This is a genomic window from Undibacterium sp. CCC3.4 (assembly GCF_034347425.1).
GTDB lineage: Bacteria > Pseudomonadota > Gammaproteobacteria > Burkholderiales > Burkholderiaceae_D > Undibacterium.
In genome coordinates, this window is sequence record NZ_CP133779.1 from 4,546,008 (window position 1) to 4,564,309 (window position 18,302).

The following is an 18,302-nucleotide window of genomic DNA, read 5'->3' on the forward strand; positions in this document are numbered from 1 at the left end:
GCGCTTCAGGTTGCCGGATTACCCAGCAGTGCGCGATCAATCTTTTGCTTGTCCCCTACCGCTAGGGCGACGTTTTCGTGCTCACCGCCAAGAATGGCGAACAGGCACTGCATCGCCGCATCGGTTCCCAGTTCTTCCATGCCGTACAACTGCCTGATGTAGTCGCGCTCTTTGTCATCCATGCGCATGCCGCCATCGCGCCACAACGGCCAGCTAACTGCGCAACTGAGCCCGCTGCGCTGGCGTTCCCTCGCCATCTGATTCCTCGCTTGCGTAACGCCATTCAGGAAGGCGTTGGCGTACACGTAGTCGGTCTGCCCAACCGGCCCCAGATACGACGCCAGCGACGAAAACGACACAAAGTAGTCGAGCGGTTCAGCGCGGGTGGCGTAGTCCAACACCACCGCGCCAGTGACCTTGGCGTCGAGCGCGGCGCGTTTGTTGGCGCTGTCCTTGCTCAGCAGCAGACTGTCGGTGCGTGCTCCGGCAGCATGGATCACTGCACGCAGCGGCCCCCATTCGGCACGGATCTGTTCCAGCGCGCGCCCGACTTGGGCGATGTCGGTCACGTCCGCCTGGAAATAACAGCAATCGGGGTGATCAGCCAAGCCGCCGACTCGCATCTGTTGTAGCGCAGCGTCGGGCGCGGCGCGTCCCAGCAGCGCCACGCGACAGCCGCGCGACAGCAGGAAGCTAGCGACCAGCCGCCCAATGCCGCCAGCCCCGCCGCTGACCAGCACCACGCTTCCGTTCGGCAGTGCCGCGCCGAACGCGCCCGTTGCGCTGATCGGTTCCAGTGTCTCGGCCGACATCTCCCCGCTGTCTGGACGGTAACGATAGTTCACGGGACGGCCAACGCCACCCTGATGTATGCCGATGAGCAAGTCTGCAAGCTGAGCCAAGTCCACAATGGAACCATCAGGCACCTCGACCGCGCAAAAGCGGATCTTGGGCGACTCGCTGCTGATGGCGCGGCCATACGCGCCCAGAGCCTGCACCGCCGAAGCCGAGAACGAACCGCCACGTGCACTGGTCAGTGCGATCACCGTCAGCGGCTGCCGCAGGCGTAGCCGCATTGCCGACCGGGCTAGTGCGAATGCTTCATCGAACGGCTGATAGAGCGTGTCATTGGCTTTGCACGCTGGATCACGGCTATCCTGCGCAGCGTTCCATTGGCGGTAATCGAGCACAATCAAATCGGGCGCCGGGCCGGCTGCGATCAGCAAACGATCCCAGTCGCTTTCTTTGCACGGATCTAAACTGCATGCGGCCGGGCCATCTACACCGTAGACTGGTGCCCGGCGCGCGACGATCCAGTGCGACGGCGCCGCCGTCGGCTGAGCGGTGCCGCCATCTAACACGCCATGCACCAGCAGGCAGCGCAATGACGCTGACGTTGCCGCCGACGTGGCAGCGAGCCGACGCCATTGCGGTGCATAGTGGTGCGTTACCTCTGCCTGGAGAGTCGGCACGATGATGGACGGTGCCGACCGCGACGCTACCGGCATGGGCAAGTTGAGTACCTTGCCGGCGCAGGCTTCGATCCAGCCGATCTGGCGCCCATTGCCGTCGAACAGGCGGGCGTTGTAGATCGGCAAGCGTGCCGGAGTGCAGCTAGGCGAAACCTGTACTTGCAGATGAACCATCGCTTGCGACGGGCAGTCGGCGACCAATTGCAGGCGCTTGATGTGAAACGGCACGCTCGGTCCGCTACCGGGCCGGGCCAGCTTGTTATGCAGCGCGATCGCCTGCAAGGCACCGTCGAGTATCAGTAGACTACGCGCGGCGTTATCATTAGCTCGCATATCACACCGCAACTGCGCCAAGCCGGCATCAACGCTGAACCAGAGCTGCTGTACGGTACGGTACAGTGCGCCCAGCTGAATACCGCTGCCTTGAAACAGTGCATAGCACTCGGACGGGGACAAGCAACTGGCATTGGCTGGCGACAGCTGGCGCAAGTCGATCACGTCGGCGACGAACGGCTGTGATGGTGCCAGCAAATCGATGCTGCAATACTCGACGCGTTTGCCGTCACTGTCGCTAACAAAACTGCAACGTGTGCCGCCTTGGCGGCCAGCGCCAAATTCCATTCGCAGGCTGCGCTTGCCGTCGGTAAGCACGAACGGCTGCATCCAGACGATGTCACTGAAGCCGACCACGCCATACGCACCAGCCTGTGTTGCTTTGCTATGGTCGCGCAGCAGCGCCAGGTAGGCGGCGGCAGGCAACACACCCTGCCCGGCAATCACATGCTCGCTCAGGATCGCATCGACTGCGTTCAGTTCAATATCATCGCCGGTACGATTCGCCACAGGCAGCACTACCTGGACAGCGGCCATGCTTGCCGCGCTTGCTGGCATGGTCGGCAACCAGTAACGCGTGCGGGTGAAGCAGTAGGTCGGCAATGCAATGCGGCGCGCTTTGCCAACCTCGCCGACTGGTAATAGGGGCCAAGCGATGTCGCCTTGCTGGGCCCAGCGCTGTGCCAGCACATCGACTATCTCTGCCGCCTGAGTCGAGGCGGCTCCGACATCTCTTGCAAGCGCCGCCTTGCCCACGCGCATAGGCGCGCTTTTCACTGACCCTCGCCAGCCGCCAGCCGACACCGTGCCCGACTGAACGTAGGCACGCAAGGCGGCCAGCAGTTGTGGCAGCGAAGCGGCACACAGTAGCAGCCGCTCCTGCATGCTGTCGCGCGCGGTCTGCAGTGTGTAGGCGACGTCGCCTAAGCGTAGCGTATGGGCCGGCGCGACGGTGATGAAGTCGGCTAGCGAGGATGCCATCTGCACCAGTTGCGCTTCGCTTTGCGCCGACAGCGGGAACAGCCAGCTTGCGCCGTCCTCGTCTGCATCGGAAGATGCCCCGGCAGAGGCTGCAGCAGGCAGATACTGTTCCACCACCACGTGCGCATTGACGCCACCAAAGCCGAAGGAGCTGACGCCCGCCACTCGAGGCAGCTCGACGCCATGGGGATCGCGCTGATTACTCCAACGCACAGCTTCCCGCACTATATAAAATGGGCTACCGTCCAGTTCGATGTTCGGATTAATCTGCTCCAGATGCAACGTTGCAGGCAAAACACCGTGCTTGACGCTCATCACAGCTTTCAGCAACCCGGCAATTCCGGCCGCCGACTCAAGGTGGCCGACGTTCGGCTTCACCGACGACAGCGCGACCGTGCCCGAGGCCACCGGCGGCTGGCCAGCTGCGTTGCGCAATGTATCGAAAGTTTCCTTCAGCGCTTCAATCTCGATCGGATCGCCTAGCGCGGTGCCTGTGCCGTGCGCTTCGATATAACCCAAGCGGCCGCAATCGATGCCAGCGACACGGATCGCCTGGCTGATCACCTGCACCTGTGCATGGGGGTTCGGTGCGCTAAGCGCGGTGGCGCGGCCGCCGTGGTTGATTGCCGAGCCGCGGATCACGCTGTGGATCGGATCGCCGTCACGCAATGCGTCGGCCAGCGGTTTGAGCAATACCAGCCCGACTCCCTCGCCGCGTGCATAGCCGTCGGCGCGGGAGTCGAACGTTTTGCAGCGGCCGTCGGCAGCCAGCATGCCGATCTTGTTCAGGCACACGTGCGGCACCGGATCGATCATGATGTTGATGACGCCGGCAATGGCTAGCGAGCAGTCGCCCGCTAGCAAGGCGCGCACGGCGTTGTGGACCGCCACTAGGGAACTGGAACAGGCGGTATCGACGACCTCGCTCGGGCCATGCCAGTCGAACAAATAGCTGATGCGGTTCGCCAGAATGGTGCGGGACACACCCGACAACGTGAAGCGGTCGATCTCGCGCCCCGGCTGAAGCGACAAGGCGGCGTATTCATCGCCGGTGGCACCGATGTAGACCCCGACCGGGATGCCGCGCAAGGCACTGGGGCGCTGGCCTGCATTTTCCAGACAGGCCCAGACCGATTCCAGCAGCATGCGCTGGCGCGGATCCATCAATTCTGCCTCGCGTGGCGAAATCGCAAAGAACGCCGCATCGAACGAGGACACATCCGTCATGAACGCGGCCCTGTGCACATTGGTAAAGTTGCCGGGGCCGTGAGGATCGCCGTCGACCATGCGCCAATCCCAGCGGTCCTGCGGAATATCCGAGGTGCAATCGTTGCCTTGCTGCAGGTTGGCCCAGAATGCGTCCAAGTCCGACGCCTGCGGCATCACTCCGGCCATGCCGATAATGGCGATCGCTCCATCCGGAATGGTACTTGTACCGAACGCTTGCGCAGCGGGCGACGCCGTCACCTGCGCGTCGGCATGCGCAACGGCCACAGGCACCGACACAGCTGCCACGGGTACCGATGGCGCCGCAGCCGGCACCGCCACGCTGGCGACCGGCAACAGCACAGCGGCAAGATACTCCGCGTGCTGCTGCATCAAGTAGTCTAGTATTTCCGCCACGCTGACATAGCGGAAGAACAATGCCGGATTCAGCGCGATGCTCAGCTCGTTGGCCAGTTTCGCCGCCAGCATGGTGTAGTGGAGCGAATTGAACCCGAGGTATCCCAGGTTGTCGTCCAGCTTCACGTCCGCCAGTTCGGTGCCGAACACCTCAGCCACACCATTGCACAACCAGGTGCCTAGCCGCGTTGCCAGTTGCTGATGATCGAACGCGGTTACGCTTACGCCGGCCACGTACGTGACGGACGCGAGCGCCGAATCGGCGCCGCCGTCCAGTAGGCTGGCCAGCTCATCCTGCGCCAGCTTCTTGCGATCGACCTTGCCGTTCGTCGTGATCGGCAAGGCCGGCAGCACGAACACCTGGGACGGCACCATGTACGCCGACAGCCGGGATTTAAGTTGCTGCCACATGGCTTCATTGCGCATTTCACCGGTTTGACCAGCATCCGCGCTGGCGGCGAAACCGACCAAGCGACGGCCGCCATGGTCTTCGCGCACAACCACGACGGCACGCATCAGACCGCAGGCTTCCAGTGCCGCTTCCACTTCGCCCAGTTCAATCCGATATCCGCGCAGCTTGACCTGCTGGTCGATCCGGCCGAGGAATTCGATATTGCCATCGGTAAAGAAACGGGCGCGGTCGCCGGTGCGGTACATGATGGCGCCAGGCGTTTCGTGCAGCGGATCACGAATGAAACTACACGCCGTCAGTTCAGGCTCATTGATATAGCCATCACTCAGGCACTCACCCCCAATGAACAGGTCGCCGGTCTCGCCCACGCCCAGTGGTGCCAGATGTTCATCAAGCACGTAATAGCGGGCATTCTGGATCGGCCGGCCGTAAGGAATGCTGCGCCAGTTCGGATCAATTTTCTGTACCGGGAAGTAGTTGGACCAGACCGTCGCTTCGGTGGCGCCGCCAAGGCTGATCACTTGCGCTTGCGGCGCGTGCGCTCGCATCGCATCCGGCATCGCAAGCGGAATCCAGTCACCGCTCAGGAACACCAAACGCAACCGCTCAACGCTAACCTTAGTGCGGCCAGTGCCGCCCTCTAGAAAGGGCAATATCATCTGCAGGTAGGCCGGTGCCGAGTTCCAGAAAGTGATCGGCTCGGTGCTAAGGTATTGCGCCACCGCGAGCGCATTGCTGCGTTCCGCATCACCAACAATACGGATGCTGCCGCCATAGGACAGCAGACCAAAGATGTCGAAAATGGCCAGGTCAAAGCTAAGCGGATTGACGAACAGCACGCGGTCTTCCGGCGTAAAGTTGAATTCGCGCGCAGCCCATTCGATCAGGTTGATCACCGGGCGATGCCGCACCACTACGCCTTTGGGCGTGCCGGTGCTGCCGCTGGTGAAAATGATGTAGGCTCGGTCTTCCGGTTGCACCACTTGCTGGGGCTGGAATTGTGACGCCTGTTGCTCGATCTGCGCCGCCTCCGCATCGAGTAGTATCACCTTTCTGACCAAGTCGGTATGGCGGCCGTAATGCTCGCAGGTCGAGACAACATAACCCGTCTGCGCTTGATCCAGCACGCGAGTAAGGCGCTGCAACGGATCGTCGACGTTGAGGGGAATGAAGGCCGCGCCGCATTTGAGGATCGCCAGCAAAGTAGTGATCAGAGGGTGCGAGCGCAACAGCATGACCGCCACCAGCGCGCCACGCACAACGCCGTGTTGCTGCAGATGATGGGCTAGCCGGTTCGCACGGCTGTCGAGCTCCTGGTAAGTCAATACTTCGTCGTCGCTCAGCACCGCGACCGCATAAGGCGTCGCCTTGGCCTGCCGTTCAATCAGGGTGTGCAGGCAGACCTGACGGTCGTAAGGTCGGTCGGTAGCGTTCCAGCGCGCCAATTGTGCCAGTCGTTTGCGATTGACCAGCGCAGCCTGAGGCTCCGGCGCAGTGACGGTACGCAGCCAAGCCTCGGGACTGGCGGCCAGCTCATCCAGCGCGACGCAATAGGCGCGAAAAGACTGCGCCAGCGCATCTAGGTCGCAGCCGTCGCGGCGCACGGTCCAGCATATCGTCAATCCCTGCGACGAGCGGTGCAGCAGGTTATCCAGATCGACGCCGGGGGTATCGGAGGCGGCGTCGATTTCAGCAATACCCGGCCATTGCGCCATCGGCGCATCTAGGCAGTTGGTCAGAACGACACTGCGGGAGACCATCTGGCCGGACTGGGCGATCGCACCGCGCAGCCCCTTAAACGGATCGGCGCAAGCGTGAAAACGGTCTCGCTCGATCTGCTCAGCAAAAAATCGTGCCAGCTTCAGCACCGGCACGCTCTGCGGGTCGCTCACTTCGCCCCAGGCAAAGCGAGTGGCGTCGCCAAAGCCATTAAGCAGCGCTGGCTGGGCCACTCGGTGGCCATAGTCGACCACACCCAGCGAGAAGCTGACGCTGTCGCGCGCCAACACGGCGGCAAAGGCACTCAAAAATACCGACTCGACGCTAACGCGGTGTTGCGCCGCCAATTGTTCGAGGCGAGCACCGGCACAAACGGTATGCGTCCAGCGCACGGTTGCGTGAGCGCCGCCGGCATTTGCCGTTGCCGCCGGCAATACCGGTCCAGGCGCTAGCCGCTTGAATTTGTCGAGCCAGTAGTGCTCATGTACTTCTAGGCCGGGCCGAGCAGCGCGGGCCTGCAGATAGGGTCTCCAATGTGGTGCTTCCTTGACCGCGCCGCGGCCCAGGTAGCGATTGAACAGATCGTCGTAGAAGTTCCAGGATGACTGGCCGTCGAAGACCGCCATGTCGAGCAAGGTCAGTAGGCAAGCGCTACCGTCTAGGCGCACCAGCATGTGCAGGCGCAGATTTGGCCACTGCCGTTCGGCAGCGAACTCGCGCAGCATCACCGCAGTCTCGGCGTTCAGATCGGGCTGATCTTGTGTCAGACGCGTCAGCGGAATGGTGTAGGTCGCGACCGTGTCGAAACATTCGAAGCTGCCGCGCGCGCTAGGGTAGCCACGCAGCATCGGATGGTCGGCCAGAAGACCGTCGAAGGCGGCCTGCAAACGCGACGGCAGCAGCTGTTCGAATGCAAAGCTGCGAAAAATGTAGCCACTGGCGCGGCTGGGCTGGCGAATACGCTCGGCCAGATAGGCCAGTTGCAGCGAGCTCATGGGCACGGTAGATGACGCAGATTGAGCGGGCTGTACCGGTGTCAGCGCCGGCAGGCCAGGCGCGCAGATGGCGGCAGCGCTGCATTGCTCCCAGCAAACCGGATCGAGCGCAGCCTGCGTCAGCGCAGCATGGAACGAGTCCTGGAACTGTTCGACGAAACCGTCGGCGAACCAGGACGGCACGCAGTCGAATGCAATCTCCATCTCGCCATCGATTTCGCGCAGTTGGCAATGCAGCGCGGTACCGGGCGTCTGCGCCACGCTGTACTCGATCGACTGGGTCCAGCTCGGCTCTTGGTCGGATGCTCCCGTCCCCAGCAGGCTGGTGAAGACAATAGGGAAACTGCGCTCAGGTCGGTCTGACCCCAAGCTGCGCAGTGCTGCAATGGCGCTGACATAACCGTGGTTGAGCGCTTCGAGCAGTTGCTCGCCATAGCGCTGGGCGCGCTCGCTCAGCGTTTCGCTGGCTAGGTGATCGGCGTCGAACAAGGCGGTGGAGGTAAACGGACCGACCACACGCGCCAAATCCGCGTGCAGCGGCGGTCGGTTCTGCATTGTCAGGATCAGGCCGAAGCGCTGGCTTGCGCTCCAGCTGCGCATTGCCTCGCAAAATAGCATCAGCATGCCACTGGTGGTGGACAGCTTGCGGGTGGCAAACGCCTCCTGCAAGGCCACCAGCGTCGACGCAGGCAGACGACAGGCCATGCGACGACGATTGCAGCGTTCTGCCGGCGCCTGATGCAGCGCCGCCGAATACGGCAGTGCCGGACCATCCGGGCAGTCGCTCAGGCGGGCCCGCCAATACGCGAGGCAGCGCGCGTAGCCAGCGCTGGTCTTGAAGGCTTCCATGCTGTGCACGAAGTCGCGGAACTCCAGCGCTGGCGGAACCAGTTGCTGCGCGGGCTGGACATAGCAGGCATACCATTGACGGTATATCTGCTCAGCACTCTTGGCGTCGACAATCCAGGAGTCCATGCTGACGTGCACGCGACTGCGGCCTGCCGGTGCATGCGTGACTTGAATCTCATACAGCGGCCAGTCGCCAGGCCAGTACAATTTATGCGACAGTTTCTCGCGCACCCGGTCTACACAATGCTGCGCAGCAGCAGCATCGGCGCTGTGGTCTTCGCAGCAGAATGGTGGCAGAGCGCGCTGCCGCTGGATGCGTTGATTGCCGTTCGACATCACCTCGGCGCGCAACATCGGATGCGCCGCCACAACCGTGCTCCAAGCCTGCTCCAGGCGCGCCGGATCAAGCGCGTTCACGTCGAACTCTAGGTAGACGTGACAACCGGCCTGGTCGACGCGCACCGGATTTGCTTTCGCAGCCAAGTAAGCGCCCTGTAAGTCGGTCAGGGGGAAAGGTAAATCGTCGGCGCGCTCGTCGCGCAGCAGACGCGGGTGACGCTGGTCACCCGGCGCGCTGTCGGCTGAGGTGGCACCGTTGGCGGTGCCGGACTGCAACTGGGCCAGCACGCGCTTCTTGTCAGCCAGGGTCAAATTCTTGAAGTCGTCAATTAACATGGGACTACGAGTGCTCCGGGTTAGTCGCAAATTGTTTGAATAAAGCGATCAGTTGCTCGTCGGAGGCTTGACTCAGGTCGTCGTCCGGCACTGGCACGGTGCCTTGGCTAGGTGTTGCACCGGCCTCGAGCGCAAGCCTGGCTAGGCGCTGGGCGGTATCGGCACTGACGATTTGCTGGATCGACAAGTCGACGCTGAGCCGCTCTTCCAGCCGGAAGCGCAAATTAATTGCCTTGACCGACTCCATGCCGTAGTTCGACAACGGTGCATGCGGATCGATGTCGAATGCCAGCAGACCTAGCTCGTCGGCCAAGATCGCCAGCACCTCGGTCTGGATCGACGCCAGCCGCACTGCGTCCTGTATGACGATGGCTGGCGCGGTTGGGATGGCAGGCACGGTCGGGGTCGGGGTCGGGGTCGGCATGGCAACCGGAACCGCTGGCGGAACGAATGCAGCAGACGGCACAGCCGCCAGCCAGCAACGCTCGGTCTGGAATGGATACGTCGGCAGCGCGATGCGGCGCCGCTCGGATGGCGCGAACCACTGCTGCCACTGCGGCCAGTAGCCTTGCACAACCATGTCGGCGAGCTGGCCGAGCTGGGAGCGACTGGCGCCGCCGACCAGTTCATCCCACAGCCGAGCCGCCTCATCGACCAGTACCCGGTCCGGATTGCGACGGCCCGACATGGCCCAAGCATTCGCGCTGTTCTGACCAGCCAGTACGGTGTCGATGACCGTACCAAGTGTCGTCAGATCCTGGAACGCCAGCAGATAACCGCTTTCGAAACGGCTGCGGCCACAGCTCAGCGTGTAGGCCAGCGCATGCGCCGACTGTTCCGTGCCGTTGCGCTGCAGCCAGGCAAGCAGATCGCTCAGGCGCTCCCGCACTGCTGCTGGCGTGCGCGCCGTAATGGGCACCAGATACCATTCGCGACGCTCCGTAGCCAGTGGCCAGGAGGCGCTCAGTTGCTCCAGCACGCAGTGGCCGTTAGTGCCGCCGATGCCGAAGGAATTGACCGCCGCGCGCCGCACTCCGCCCACCGGCGTCGGCCAGGCACAGGTGCTGGTGTTGACGTAAAACGGTGTGAGCGGAAAATCGATCTTGGGGTTGGGCTGATCGAAATTGATGGATGGAACTAATTTGCCATAATGCAGGCACAGCGCCGTCTTGATCACGCCCAGAATGCCGGACGCCGTGGTCAGGTGCCCGATATTCGGCTTGACCGAACCCAGCGCGCAAAACTGCGTGTTGCTGGTGGCTTCCTGGAAGGTCCGCGTGAGCGCCTGCACCTCGACCACATCGCCCAACGCAGTGCCCGTGCCGTGCGCTTCAACATAGCCGATACTGGCCGGGTTTATGCCCAACCGCTCATACAGGCCGTGTTGCAGGCGCGTTTGCGCTAGGCCATTTGGCGCAGTGATACCGTTCGAGCGGCCATCCTGGTTGAGCGCGGTACCGCGTATCACCGCATACACATGATCGCCGTCATGCAACGCCGACTGGAGCGGCTTGAGGACGACGAACGCCAGCCCTTCGCCATGGACGAAACCGTCGGCAGCAGCATCGAATGCGCGGCAATGGCCACTCGGCGAGAAGATGCCGAGCTTGCTGCTAGCGACAAAGAATTCCGGGTCGAGCGTCAGGCAGATGCCGCCTGCCAGCGCCAGCTCAGCCTCGCCGCTGCGTAGGCTCTGGCAAGCCAGATGCAGCGCCGTCATCGACGACGAGCAAGCCGTATCGACCACCATGCTGGGGCCGTTCAGGTTGAGGAAATATGAAATTCTGGCCGCGATCAACGACATGTCACTGCCCAGCAAGGTGGCGGCGCTCGATAACTGGCCCTGGCGCACGCCGAGGCCAGCGTAGTCCGGCTCGCGCGCGCCGATGAAGACGCCCACCTGCTGATGACTGATACCGTCCGGCGCATAGCCTGCATCCTCCAGCGCGCGCCACGATTCCATCAGGCACAAGCGCTGCTGGGGGTCCATCGAGGCTGCTTCCTTCGGCGATAGATTGAAGAACAGCGGCTCGAACTGGTCGATGTCACTCAGGAAACCGCCCCACTTGCTGTTGGAGCGGCCGGGCGTGGCCATGTCGGCATCGTAATAGGCGTCGCCATCCCAGCGCTCGGCCGGAATCGGCCCGACGCTTTCGATACCCAGCTCAAGGTTGTGCCAGAAGCTAGCCAGGTCGCGCGCGCCCGGCACGCGCAAGCTGATGCCGATAATGGCGATGCCGTCCTGAACCGGCGCCGCATCCATAGCCGGAGCTGGGGTCGCAGCCATGGCCGCCAGTGGGTTTGCCGCTGCGCCGGCGCCGCTGTCGAGGTGGCGCGTCAGCAATGCAATGCTGGGGTGATCGAAGCAGATGGCGACTGGCACGTCAAGACCGGTGAGTAGGGCGGCCGATGTGGCAAAGCTCATCAGCATGGCCGAGTCGAGGCCAAGGCTGTTAAATTCCCGCCGCGTATCGATAAGGTCGGCGTCAACACCGAGTAGTTCGGCGACCACCGCAATCAGAATCTGTTCAGTTTCGCCATGCGTACGGGCCGACTTGACCGATACCGCGCCTCTCAGTTGCTGCTGCAGCGAGACCCTGTCGATCTTACCGTTAGGCCGACGCGGCAAGGCCAACAGTGCGGTATAGATTCCCGGCACCATGTGCGCCGGCAAGCGTTGCGCCAGGAAGTCGCGCAACGGGCCATCGTCAGCAGGCATGCCCGGACGCGCCACCCAGAACGCCACCAGTCGGGTATGCAAGTCCGACAGCGCATGCGCCACCACCGCGACCTCACCCACGCCAGGATGGTCGCCAAGCACCAGTTCCACGTGTTCGAGTTCGACGCGCAAGCCATTCACCTTGGCCTGATGATCGTAACGCCCGGTCATGCGGATGGTGCCGTGCGGCAGCATGTGCGCCATTTCGCCGGTGCGGAACAGGCGGCCGGAGACCGGACTGTCAGCCAGTCCGCCGCTGATGAAGCGCTCGACGCTCAGTTGCGGCTGATGCAGGTAATCGATCGCCACGCAGGGGCCTGCAATGTAGACCTCGCCTTCCACGCCGGGCGCGACAGCACGGCCGGCGGCGTCCAAGATATGGATGCTGGTATTGGCAATGGGTAGGTAGCCGCCGGGGCCGAGCGCGCGCTGTTGCTCCACGCCGCCGATCGCCTCGTGCAAATAGGTATTGGTTTCGGTACAGCCGAAATCATGCAGCAGTGTGGTGCCCGGGAATTCCTGGCAAAAGCGCTGTTGCAGTGCGGCGCTCAGCGGCCCGCCGTTTATGACTCGGCGTAGACGTTCTGGATGGCGCGCGCCGTTCTGCTTCAAATAGAGCAACAGCTTGATCAGTTGCGGCGTCAGCGTCAGATGGCTCACCTCGTTCTGCGCCAGCCACGCGAACAGCGCCGCCGGCTCGCGCACCATGTGGTCCGGTGCGATCACGGTCGTGATGCCACTCAACACGCCGCCCAGCAATTCCCACATCGACGGCATCACGTTCATGGGCGAACGCTGGGCGATCACGTCGCCAGACTGAAACGGATAGTCGTGCCACATCCAGTGGAAGCGGTTGATCAACTGCAACTGGCTGTGGCGTACACCCTTGGGCTGTCCAGTTGAACCGGATGTGAACATGATCAGCGCGGGCGCGTCGCTGGCGTAACTACCAAAGCCAGAGCCACAGGTATCGGCATCGGCCACCGGCCAGCCGAAGTCCAGGGCTTGCAGCGACAGTTGTGGAAAACCCGCTCCGCCGATTGCATCGGCATTGCCTTGGGCGATCAGGAAGGCCGAAGGCCGCGCGATCGCACACAGCGAGGCAAGATAGGCTTGCGGAAATGCGCGGTCGAGAGGCAGGTAGACCGCCCCCACCATCCAGATCGCCAGAATCGAGACGATCAGATCGCTTGATCGCTCCATGTGGACACCGATCACCTGCCCAGGCTGCACGCCCAGTTGCTGCAGATGATGCGCCAGCACCATCACGCGGTGACGCAGCGCGCCATAGGTCAGGAAACCCGTGGCACCGTGCTCGGGCGCATCGATAATCGCGATACGCTCAGTCCAGGCCACGCTAAGTTCGAAGAACCGGCGCTCCAGCCGTTGCTCGAATGGGAACGACAGATACGGTCCGACGCTCACGCTGCGCTGTGCCGACAGGTCAGATAAGGCCGCCGATGCGGGCGGCCCGACCTGCGCACCGGTCGAATTGGTAGCAGCGGACGCCACACCGAGCCGCATGACGGCGCGCATTTCTTGTATCCAGTTCAGTATCGTTCGCATCATCGCGCCCTATGCTTGCGCCAGTAGCGACTCGACGCGGCCTTGGACCGACACTTGGATATTGCCCACCACCGCTTTCGACACTATGCAAGCGCGCTCAGCCTCCAAGAAGCAGCTCTGCACGGTGCCGCTGAACAGCATGCGCGCGTCCGGTGTCATGTATACCACCGGGTTGTGCCGCAGTTGCGTAAAGACCGGGCCGGACGGCGTGGCGGCAAACACCGCGCTGCTGCTGTTGCGTAATTCGTCAAAGGCGATGCCCTCGAGTTGCAGCAGTGCGGCCAGCGTCATTAGGTAGCAAGAGTTGGCCGCTGCCACCAGCAGCTCTTCCGGGTTGGTGCCGTGGCCAAGCCCCCCCATCTCGCGCGGTACCGAGAAGGTGTTCTCGATCTGTCCGGCTTTCAAGCTACCGGCCCCTTGCATCAATTCCCCGCGCCATTGTCCGGCACATTCAAACGAGTGTTCTGTTGCCATTTTTTTCATCCAGTGATCTGATCATTCAAAGGAGATGTCAATGTATGCTCGCCTTCAGGCGAGCTGCGCCAGTTGCTGCCTGAGCGCCTGTTTCATGACTTTTCCGGTGACGCCGACGGGAATCTCACCGTCGCCCACGATATGCACGCGCGCCAGCATCGGGCGCTGTTTTTGCCGCTGATCGGCGTTGATTCGTTCGAGCAACTCGCCCTCCTGTACGTGCGTACCGGAATGCAGGAACACGAAAACGACCGGCACGCAGACACCGGTTCCGGTGCGCTCACCAGACAAGCCCAGCACGGTGCAATCGAGCAGCTCGGGCTGGTTCTTCAAAATCAGTTCCTCCGTCTGCAGACTGTACAGCACGCCCTCTGCGGTGGTGATGGCATCGCTGATGCGATCGACGTGATAGAAGCAGCCCATGCTGTCTTTGTAGACTAGGTCGCCGGTGAGCCAGTAGCCAGCTAGCTGGCTGCGGTGAGTCAGCAGCGAATCGTTCCAGTAGCCACTGGTGACGCTGGGCGACTTGATGCCGAGCTTACCAACCCGCCCGATCGGCTGCTCGCTGCCATCGTCCGCCAGCACGCGCGCATCGACCCATTCTTGCGGAAGGCCGACGCAACGGTCGAAGTTCTGATCGCCAGCGGTATAGACCACACGAAAACTCGAATGGCCCATTTCGGACGAGCCGAGGCCGTCGATGAACTGCGATCCCTGCACCTTCTGCTGGCCGCGGTAGTGATAACCGTGCCGCACCAGTTGGCGGATATGGGTTTCATGGGCAGCGTCGCCACTGTTGATCCAGTTACTCACCGAACCAAGCGCACGCTGCTCCATGCCGCAGGCCACCATCTCCACATAGGTGGCCGGGAACGACACCACGGTGGATGGTTCAAACTGCTCGATGCTGTCGAGCACTGCGGCGCCTTGCGGCCGCGATACGATCATCAGCGCCGAGCCACACAGGATGGCGTGCATGGCGTAGGCAATAGCCGCGTTGTGCGAGACCGGCAGGCTAGACAGATAGCGTTCCGCGCCCTGAGCCGCCGGCAATCCCAGCAGATGGCGGATGCCATGAAACCATTTTCCATGTTGCAGTAGCACCGGCTTTGGCGTGCCGGTGGTTCCGGAACTGTGGGTAATCATGACCGGATCGAGATGATCATGCTGGAACGGGTAACTTGGGGGCAAAGCCGCGTCGGCCAGCGGCACGATCTCTTCCATGCGACACAGGAAGAGGAACTCGTCCGGCTCGCACAGCGCGATGATGGTATCAAACTGGGCCTGATCAGCCACCACTGCGAGCGCGCCGACGCAGCGAAAATGCTGCAGCGCCACCTGCGGCTGCATGGCACCATTAGTCAGCACCGGAATCGCTCCCAAGCCGGTCAGCGCCATGTAATGGAGCAGGTAGTGAATGCCGTTGCTGCCATACACCGCGATCGGGTCCTTGGCGCGCACGCCCTGGGCCGCGTACCAAGTGGCGAGCGCATCGGTTGCCTGCTTCAGCGAGCGCAGCGACAGCGGCTTGGTGCTGGCCTGCCCCATCAGATAATAGGGGATGTCGGACCACACCTGCGGCTTCGTGCTATCTACTTTAAGGCCGGCGGCAACATGCAGGAAGTTACCCGCGCCCAGAGCGGGATTGAGCTTGAGCCAGTAGCGCTGTTCGGCGCTCAGTATCGATGGAGATTCCTTCATGGTCGCTCCTTATTGCGCGCTGACGAGCGACAAGGTGTCGGAACTATGGTCCAGGCGCATGCTCAGCGCGGTCAGGAAGTGTTCTGGATTCTCGTTCTGGAATACATTGCGGCCGATGCACAAGCCTTTCGCACCGGCTTTCAGGCCGACGGTCAGCAACTTGAGCATCTCGTCGTCGCTGCTACGGCAGCCGCCGGCAAAGAATACATCGATATCCTGGTGCAAACCGTCGAGCAGTTGCGGAATATCGGCGAGCGATTCCGGCTTTTGCAGTTTGATGGCGTCGGCACCCAGTTCCCAGATCGAACGCACCACCTTGCGCAGTGCCGTGATGGCGTCCTCGGCGCTGGCGTTGGTGTGCTGGCATTTGGCCATCACCAGAATCGGCAGGCCGTACTGACTGGCCTGGTCGGCGACCGCGCCCAGCAGACTGAGATTATGGCCATCATTGATGCCATCGAACACCAAATCGAGGCTGAGCGCATCTGCACCCAGGCGCAACGCTGCATCGACCGAAGTGAGTAGCTCCTTGCGATTGGGTTGTACGGAGCTCGACATCGTGCCGTTCATTTGCAGGATAATGCCCTTGCTCAGCAGGCAACCGGTTTCATTGAGGCGCGCAATCATGCCCTTGTGGGCCACCACGGCGGTGATGGCCGGATGGCGCAGCCATTGCGCCAGCTGCGCCGACTGCTCCATCCCCGCCATGCCGCCCGAGGTAAGGCCATGATCGATCGGCACGAGCAAGCCGCGTCCGGTCTCGTGATGGACAATGCGCGACCATCGAGTCAATTTCGTTCCAACCATGATGTGTTTCTCCAAGGTGAATTAGTTGGGCGCGCTGCGAATACCGACGCATCCTGCATCAAGGGCGTGACCTTGATGCACTTCAGACGTCTACCATGATTGGCACTGCCCCCACTGCCATCGTCGCCGACGCGCACGCTACCCAAGTTAAGCCTGGAATTAATACCTCGTCACCCGCGCCAACTCCAAGCGCAAGCAATGCTATTGTCAGCGATGCAGTACCACTTGTAACCGGAGTGCAATATTCAGAGTCACAGTACGCCGCAAAATTTTTTGAGAATATTCTTTCTTTGGTAGTTTCACCGGTAAATGGCCCGCTTATTGTCCAGCGGCCAGAGCGCATGACAGACAGAAGCGCGCGTTCTGTCTCGTCATTATAGGTAGGCCATTTAGGCCAAGCGATTTCGCGATTTTTTTTCCCGCCTTGCAGCGCAAGCCGTTGATCGCATTCCCGTTTATTCATTTTTTTCTACCTGTGAAATAGAATTTTTTAGCGCAGGGCGTGCGGCCAGGCGATGACAGGCAAGCGCCAGAAAACTACAAAAACCTATAGCAAAAGCCAGCGGTAATATCGATGTCACTTTAAAAAAACTTGTTAAGGAAATCGCGACGATACCAATTCCAAACTGAATCGCTCCCATAAGAGCGGATGCCGTACCAGCTTGTTCGGCGTGATGGGCCAGGCCGAGAGCAGTCCCGTTCGGGCTGATAAATCCATGACTGCTCAGAATGCCAAACAGCGCGACAAGAACTACAATCAGCGATGAAAAACCATACAGCTGCGATGCAATTAAGGTAAGTGACAAAACAATTGGTGATAGCAGTGCAATGCCTAATATCCGATCCGGACCAAACCGCTCTACCAATACTGCATTGATCTGTGACCCAACAATCAGACCGGCTGTGTTAGTAAAAAAAACCATTCCAAAATATTGAGGACTGACGCCATATACCTCCATGATAATAAATGGTGCGCAGATCACATAGGCGTATAAGGCAGATTGCATAAGACCAACAACTATGGTGTATGAAAGCAATTGCGTACAACTAAGCAATAACAAATACTGTCTGATAGCGGTCGATGCCGTACTGTGCACGCGCTTTTTTTTCGGTAGTGTTTCTTTGAATGAAAGTATGATGCTGCCAACTAAAAATGCGCCCAACGCTGACATCGCTCCAAATATGGGACGCCACCCAAAGTCTGCCATCCAGCCACCTAATACTGGAGCGATCATAGGACCAGCTAGCACGACCATGAGCATGAATGAAAATGCTTGTGCTGAACCTGTCAAACCAAAACGGTCACGAATAATTGCGCGTCCTATCACAACACCGGCACAGCCGCCCATTCCTTGTACGAAACGCCATGTCATCAGAATCGCAAGGTTCTCTGAAAAAGCACAGCCGACAGATGCAATGGTATAGATCACAATACCAAAACACAGTGGTAATTTTCTACCGATTCGGTCACTCAAAGGACCATATAACAATTGGCCTATAGCCAACCCAGCCAGAAAGACAAGGATGGTGTACTGCACCTGGTTTTGTGGCGCATCAAACTCCGTCATTATTTTGGGGAGAACCGGTAGATACATATCCATTGATATCGGGCCAAGCGCAGTGGCAATGCCTATGAGTAGTAGCCATTTTGGGTAGCGCTCACTGATTAGCTTTGTCTGAGAATACATTAATTTATATCCTTTCCTTTTAAATTATTTCAGCTTTAATTTTTCATTGCGATTAAAAAAATGAGCGAAGTAAAAAAGGTATAGAAACACAACACACATACAGTTGCTGCACCCAATTAAAATTAAATATAAGCAAATATTTTTTTTCAGTCAAATCAGCGGAGGTGCGTATGTTTGTACTTAACTTTCTAAGCTATTTTTTTATCGCTGATTTTTTTTATAAATATCTAATTTAATCAATTTCAATCAATCCCATCTTCGTACAAGTCATAAAAATTGAAACAAATT

At 60.4% G+C, this 18,302-nt stretch carries 7 protein-coding genes; all 7 read right to left on the reverse strand.

Annotated elements, in window-relative coordinates; translation table 11 throughout:
- Window positions 1–5 precede the first annotated feature (5 nt).
- Window positions 6–9,059 carry a non-ribosomal peptide synthetase gene (locus tag RHM61_RS20065; RefSeq protein ID WP_322249071.1) on the reverse strand — a complete coding sequence of 3,018 codons (9,054 nt, stop codon included), beginning with the start codon at window positions 9,057–9,059 and terminating at the stop codon, window positions 6–8.
- 4 nt (window positions 9,060–9,063) lie between these two features.
- On the reverse strand, window positions 9,064–13,314 hold the full coding sequence (locus RHM61_RS20070) for a beta-ketoacyl synthase N-terminal-like domain-containing protein (RefSeq protein ID WP_322249072.1): 4,251 nt from the start codon (window positions 13,312–13,314) through the stop codon (window positions 9,064–9,066).
- A 39-nt stretch (window positions 13,315–13,353) separates the two neighbouring features.
- Window positions 13,354–13,818: an OsmC family protein gene (locus RHM61_RS20075; protein ID WP_322249073.1), complete on the reverse strand. Its 465-nt coding sequence runs from the start codon at window positions 13,816–13,818 to the stop codon at window positions 13,354–13,356.
- A gap of 54 nt (window positions 13,819–13,872) precedes the next feature.
- Window positions 13,873–15,519: a class I adenylate-forming enzyme family protein gene (locus RHM61_RS20080; RefSeq protein ID WP_322249074.1), complete on the reverse strand. Its 1,647-nt coding sequence runs from the start codon at window positions 15,517–15,519 to the stop codon at window positions 13,873–13,875.
- A gap of 9 nt (window positions 15,520–15,528) precedes the next feature.
- On the reverse strand, window positions 15,529–16,326 hold the full coding sequence (locus RHM61_RS20085; protein WP_322249075.1) for an aldolase: 798 nt from the start codon (window positions 16,324–16,326) through the stop codon (window positions 15,529–15,531).
- 82 nt (window positions 16,327–16,408) lie between these two features.
- Entirely contained in the window at window positions 16,409–16,789 is a 381-nt protein-coding gene (locus RHM61_RS20090; protein WP_322249076.1) for a DegT/DnrJ/EryC1/StrS family aminotransferase, read from the reverse strand.
- The gene (locus RHM61_RS20095) at window positions 16,782–18,014 is read right to left on the reverse strand and encodes a multidrug effflux MFS transporter (protein WP_322249077.1); all 1,233 of its coding nucleotides are present in this window, start codon (window positions 18,012–18,014) and stop codon (window positions 16,782–16,784) included. The genes RHM61_RS20090 and RHM61_RS20095 overlap by 8 nt, the downstream gene beginning before the upstream one ends.
- Between the last annotated feature and the right edge of the window lie 288 nt (window positions 18,015–18,302).

Coding starts and splice junctions, on each gene's coding strand:
- RHM61_RS20080 (WP_322249074.1), bottom strand. CDS start 15,519: ATGAAGGAATCTCCATCGATACTGAGCGCCGAACAGCGCTACTGGCTC.
- RHM61_RS20090 (WP_322249076.1), bottom strand. CDS start 16,789: ATGAATAAACGGGAATGCGATCAACGGCTTGCGCTGCAAGGCGGGAAA.
- RHM61_RS20075 (WP_322249073.1), bottom strand. CDS start 13,818: ATGGCAACAGAACACTCGTTTGAATGTGCCGGACAATGGCGCGGGGAA.
- RHM61_RS20085 (WP_322249075.1), bottom strand. CDS start 16,326: ATGGTTGGAACGAAATTGACTCGATGGTCGCGCATTGTCCATCACGAG.
- RHM61_RS20095 (WP_322249077.1), bottom strand. CDS start 18,014: ATGTATTCTCAGACAAAGCTAATCAGTGAGCGCTACCCAAAATGGCTA.
- RHM61_RS20065 (WP_322249071.1), bottom strand. CDS start 9,059: ATGTTAATTGACGACTTCAAGAATTTGACCCTGGCTGACAAGAAGCGC.
- RHM61_RS20070 (WP_322249072.1), bottom strand. CDS start 13,314: ATGCGCGCCGTCATGCGGCTCGGTGTGGCGTCCGCTGCTACCAATTCG.